This window comes from Planomonospora algeriensis (assembly GCF_977012225.1).
The window spans coordinates 1-4,306 of record NZ_CDRNDK010000495.1; the positions used below are offsets into that span (position 1 = coordinate 1).

General features: G+C 75.6%; 2 protein-coding genes and 3 pseudogenes. 1 reads left to right on the forward strand and 4 read right to left on the reverse strand.

Annotation, left to right across the window (positions count from 1 at the left end; genetic code table 11):
* A partial coding sequence (locus ACWJ6R_RS31045; protein WP_449065633.1) for a pyruvate, phosphate dikinase occupies window positions 1-1,403 on the reverse strand: 1,403 nt, incomplete at its 3' end.
* A gap of 17 nt (window positions 1,404-1,420) precedes the next feature.
* On the opposite strand from ACWJ6R_RS31045, the gene ACWJ6R_RS31050 reads away from it, so the two are divergent.
* On the forward strand, window positions 1,421-1,963 hold the full coding sequence (locus ACWJ6R_RS31050) for a transcriptional regulator (RefSeq protein ID WP_449065634.1): 543 nt from the start codon (window positions 1,421-1,423) through the stop codon (window positions 1,961-1,963).
* 178 nt (window positions 1,964-2,141) lie between these two features.
* Here the strand turns inward: ACWJ6R_RS31050 and ACWJ6R_RS31055 are convergent.
* The 3 pseudogenes from ACWJ6R_RS31055 to ACWJ6R_RS31065 form a co-directional block, all read right to left on the reverse strand.
* Window positions 2,142-2,824 (reverse strand): annotated as a pseudogene (locus tag ACWJ6R_RS31055) (response regulator).
* Window positions 2,821-3,711 (reverse strand): annotated as a pseudogene (locus ACWJ6R_RS31060) (sensor histidine kinase); the annotation flags it as partial. The pseudogenes ACWJ6R_RS31060 and ACWJ6R_RS31055, both read right to left, overlap by 4 nt.
* A gap of 100 nt (window positions 3,712-3,811) precedes the next feature.
* Window positions 3,812-4,153: pseudogene (locus ACWJ6R_RS31065) on the reverse strand (sensor histidine kinase); the annotation flags it as partial.
* Window positions 4,154-4,306 lie beyond the last annotated feature (153 nt).

A 4,306-nucleotide genomic window follows, 5' to 3' on the forward strand; every position in this document is an offset into this window, starting at 1 on the left:
GGCCTGCCCATCGCCCGCGCGACGACGGCGGCGTGGCTGGCCGGCCCGCCGCGGGCGGTGAGGACCCCCGCCGCGGCGGCCAGGCCGTGCATGTCGAGCGGGGAGGTGTGCGGACGCACCAGGATGACCGGGCCGGCGGCGGCCATCCGGACCGCCCTGTCGGCGGTGGTCGCCAGCCTGCCGGTCGCGACGCCGGGGCAGGCGCCCAGCCCCCGGGTCAGGAGGTCGATCCCGCCGGTGGTGTCCACCCGGGGCGTGCGGACGTGGCGGAGCTGCTGCGGGGAGACGCGCAGCAGCGCCTCCCGGCGATCGATGACGCCCTCGTCGGCCAGGTCGACCGCGACGCGGACGGCGGCGCGCCCGACGAGGCCGCCGGATCGCGCCTGCAGGATCCACAGCTCGCCCGCCTCGAAGGTGAACTCCACGTGGCAGACGTCGCGGTGGTGCCCCTCGAGCCGGTCCAGGGCGTCCAGGAGGCCGGCCCACACGACCGGCTCGCGCTCGGCCAGGTCGGGTAGCGGCCGGGTCGCCGACCTGCCGGAGACGACGTCCCCGCCCTGGCGGCGGGGCAGGAACTCGCCGAAAGGGACGCGCTCACCGGTGTTGGGGTCGCGGCTGAAGGCGACACCGGTGCCGCTGCGGTCGTCGCGGTTGCCGAACACCATGGCCTGCACGGTGACCGCCGTGCCGAGATCGTGCGCGATGCCGTGCAGCTCGCGGTAGGTCCTGGCGCGCGGAGTGTCCCAGGACGAGAACACGGCCCGGACGGCCGGTTCCAGCTGCTCCATCGCGTCGTCGGGGACCGGCCGGCCGGCGCGTCCGCGGATGAGGGCCTCCACGCTCCGGATGGCCTCGGCGAGGCGCGTCTCCTCGCCGTCGCCGTCGCCGTCGCCGTCGCTGCCGCTGCCGCGTCCGTCCGTCTCCCACGCGGTGATCTCCGGACCCGCCGCCTCCAGGCGTTCCGGCTCCAGGCCGAGGACCGCCGCGGCGTAGCCGGTCAGGAACCGCAGACGCGAGTCGAGCGCGAACCGCGGGTCGCCCGTCTCGGCCGCCAGCGCCGCCGTGGCCTCGGCGGTCAGGCCGAGGTTGAGGATCGTGTCCATCATGCCGGGCATCGACACGCCGCCGCCCGAGCGGACCGACACCACCAGCGGCCGTCCGCCGCCGCCGAAGCGCCGCCCCGTGGCCGCCTCGAGATCGGAGACGGCGGCCGCCAGCTCGGCGCCGAGACCGTCGGGAAGCCGTCCGTCGCGGAGGAACGCGCGGCACGCCCCGGTGCCGATGACGAACCCCGGAGGCACGGGCAGGCCGAGACGCCGCAGCCCGACCAGGCCGTGGCCCTTGCCGCCGAGGACGTCCGCGGTCTCCTCGACCTCCGGCGAGAGCGGGTGGATCCAGGTCAACGGGGTACCCTTTCGACGTGCCGAACCCTCCTCAGCCGACCAGCGCCGACCTGCTGGTGCTGCACACCCTCCGCTGCATCGGGTTCGCCGGGCTCGCCCGCGTGTCCGCGGCGACGGGACTGCCGGAGTCCGACGCCGAATCCGAGCTGATCGATCTCGCGGTGGCAGGCCTCGTCACCCGCGTTCCGGGCGAGTTCGGCGGGTGGGGCCTGACCGAGGCCGGTCGCGCGGCGGACGCCGAGCGGATCTCCGCCGAGCTGGACGCGGCGGGCGCCCGGGCGGCGGTGTCCGGGGCCTACGACGACTTCCTCGTGCTCAACCCGGAGCTGCTCGACCTCTGCACGGCGTGGCAGCTGCGGTCCGCCGACGGCGTCATGACACAGAACGACCACACCGACCCCGCCTACGACGCCCGGATCCTGGGTCTGTTCGCCGACTTCGACCGGCGCGCGACGCCGTCTGCGCGCGGCTGTCCGCGGCGCTGCCCCGGTTCCGGCGGTATCGCGTCCGGCTCACCGACGCGCTCCGGCGCGCCGGGTCCGGTGCGCCGGAGCGGCTGACCGACGACCTCGAGTCCTACCACGCCGTCTGGTTCCAGCTCCACGAAGACCTGCTGACCACCCTGGGCATCCCGCGGCACTGACCCGTCCCGGCCCGCCGGCGCCCTCGGGCGGACCTCATGGCGGACCTCCTGGGGGACACGGTCGGTGACAGGACCGGGGATGGCGGGGACACGGTCTAGGAGATGGCGCCCGGCGTGATCAGGCCGGTCTCGTATGCCAGGACCACGGCCTGGACGCGGTCGCGCAGGCCGAGCTTGGTGAGCACGTTGCCGACGTGGGTCTTGACCGTCGTCTCGCTCACCACCAGCTCGGCGGCGATCTCCGCGTTGGACATGCCGCGCGCGATCAGCTTCAGCACCTCCAGCTCCCGGTCGGTGAGCCGGTCCAGGCGGGCGGGGGTGGACTGCTGGTGGACCGAGGGCAGGCGGGCGCCGAACCTGTCCAGCAGCCGCCGGGTGACGCTCGGCGCGACGATGGCGTCCCCTGCCGCGATCACCCGGATGGCCTGCACGAGCTCGTCCGGCGGGACGTCCTTCAGCAGGAAGCCGCTGGCCCCGGCGCGGAGCGCCTCCACGATGTACTCGTCCAGGTCGAAGGTGTCAGCACCAGGACCCTCGGCACGTGCGAGCCTCCGACGGCCTCGCGCACGATCCGGCGGGTCGCCTCGATGCCGTCCACGCCCGGCATCCGGATGTCCATCAGCACCACGTCGGGCAGCAGCGCCCGCGCCTGGTCCTGGGCGACCTTGCCGTCACCGGCCTCGCCGACCACCGTGATGTCCGGCTCGGCCTCCAGGATGAGGCGGAAACCGGTGCGCAGCAGCGGCTGGTCGTCCACGAGCAGCACCCTGATAGTCATCGTGAATCCTTGAAGGGGAACCGGGCGTCGACCTCGAATCCGCCCTCCGGACGCGGGCCGATCCTCAGGATTCCACCATAGAGTGCGACCCGCTCGCGAATGCCGACCAGCCCGTGGCCGCTCCGCTCGCCTTCGGGGGCGGGCGCGGGGCCCCGGCCGTCGTCCTCGACCCGGACGGTCAGCTCACCGGGGCCGCGCCGTACGGTCACCCAGGCGCGGGCCCCCGGTCCCGCGTGCCGCAGGGAGTTGGTGAGCGCCTCCTGGACCAGCCGGTAGGCGGCCAGGTCCACCCCCGGCGGCAGCGGAGGCGTCTCCTCGGTGCCGTCCCCGGCCCGGTTCCAGGCCTCGGCCCCGTTCCCGTCGCCGGTGCCGTCCCCGTCCCCGTCCCCGTCTCCCTCCGTGCAGGAGCGGACCCGCCCGGTCCCGTCGACCTCCTCCAGGCGCAGCCGCGTGCTCAGGCCCGCTTCGGACATCTGGGCGGCCAGGGAGGGGATCGAGCGGACGCCGGGCCGCGGTTCCCGCTCGGCGGGGGTCGAGTCGGTCCTCAGCACGCCCACGATGCCGCGCATCTCGGCCATCGCGGCCCGGCCCGTGTGCTCGATGGCCGACAGCGCCTCCCGGGCCCCGTCGGGATTGCTCGCCAGCACCCGCCGGGCCGCGGCGGCCTGCACGGTCATCACGCTCACGTGGTGGGCGACCACGTCGTGCAGCTCCCGGGCGATGCGGGAGCGCTCCTCGGCCCGGGCGGCCCGGGTGTCGGCCTCCCGCGCGCGCTCCAGCCGGTCCGCGCGGTCGCGCAGCTCCGCCAGGTAGGCGCGGCGCAGCCGGAGGCTCCGCCCCACCAGCCAGCACGTCGCGGTGAGGACGACCTCGGACAGCTGGGAGGTCCAGTCGCCCCAGGTCGCCCCGGGCCGCGCGGCGGCCAGCCGGCCCGCGCAAGGCCGTCGTCAGCGCGTACAGGCTGAGTGCCAGGCCGCGCCGGGCGGCGACGGTGTAGACCAGCCAGAGCGCGGCGAGTCCGAGCACCGAGCCGTCCCCGCCGAGCAGGGCCAGCGTCAGGTCGGCGGTGACGACCAGTCCGAGTGCCAGGAGCGGGCGGGTGCCGCGCAGCGCCGTGGCCAGGCATCCCAGCACGAGCAGGGCCAGGGCCGGCCAGCCGGGCGCCCCCGCTCCGGCGGGACCGTCCGGGGAACCGTCCCGGGCGAAGGGGAGGACGGAGGGGAGGACGGAGGAGACCGCGACGACCGCCAGCAGCACCGCGACGACCGCGTCCGCGAGCAGCGGACGGTCGCGGAGCCAGGGCCGCAGGCCGCCCAGGGTGTTGCGCACACAATCAATTTAGGCGTCCTGCCCGGCGCTCCACCCTGCTGAAGGGGGAGATCCGCCTCATCCCTGCGGAGGAAGCCGCGGCGCCCTGCCCGGGACGGGGCACCCCCGCCGGGCCGTACGGCGCGCCCGCGCTGGGCCGTATGGTGCGCCCGT